The following is a 682-nucleotide window of genomic DNA, read 5'->3' on the forward strand; positions in this document are numbered from 1 at the left end:
CCCCTCACACAGGATGCCCCTCGTCATCCGTCCGATCCGCCTGCGTGGAGAACTTCGACAGGAAGACGTCAAACCGCCCGTCCTCCCGCCGTGTCATCGTGGCACCGTCCTGCCAGACGCCGTTCTCGTCCCACCACTGGCTGCCCGCCGGATCACCCTGGTTCTGATGGATGTTGTGCATCCCCAGCCCCGTACGGAACGGCTCACCGAACACCAGGATCCCCCGCCCCGGCACGAGGATCGGCTCGAACGCCTCCGCCGCCTCCAGGTTCGAGCCGGCCGTCCACGGAAGCGGCCGGCAGAACGGCTCCAGCGCCTCCCGCAGCCAGCGCGGCAACCGGTGCGCGAACCGGCACCTCCGGTGCCCCAGCAACCCCGGATGCCGCTGGAAGTCCAACGCCCCCGTCCCCGGCGCCCGCTCCAACTCGTGGTACCCGCCCGCGAACCCGGCCACCGGCCCGAGCACCGCCGCGTCCACGGCGAACCGCTTCCACCGCACCCCGGTGCTCGACTGCTTGCTGTCCACGTCCACCGCGCACCGGTACCGCCCGTCCGGCGCGTCCACCCGCAGGTTCACGTGGTACCACCGCCCCTGCGTGTCCGGCTGGTCCCGGAAGTGGTCCCGCAGAACCCCGCACAACACCCCGTACCGCTGCAATGCCATCCCCCCACGATCCCCCAT

General features: G+C 71.1%; 1 protein-coding gene. It reads right to left on the reverse strand.

All coding sequences use genetic code 11. The annotated features are described in order from the left end of the window. Nucleotides 1–4 precede the first annotated feature (4 nt). The coding region (locus GL263_RS27545; protein WP_228456887.1) for a DUF2278 family protein at nt 5–682 on the reverse strand (678 nt) is incomplete at its 5' end.

The sequence above is a fragment of the Streptomyces durbertensis genome, from assembly GCF_014156695.1.
GTDB lineage: Bacteria > Actinomycetota > Actinomycetes > Streptomycetales > Streptomycetaceae > Streptomyces > Streptomyces durbertensis.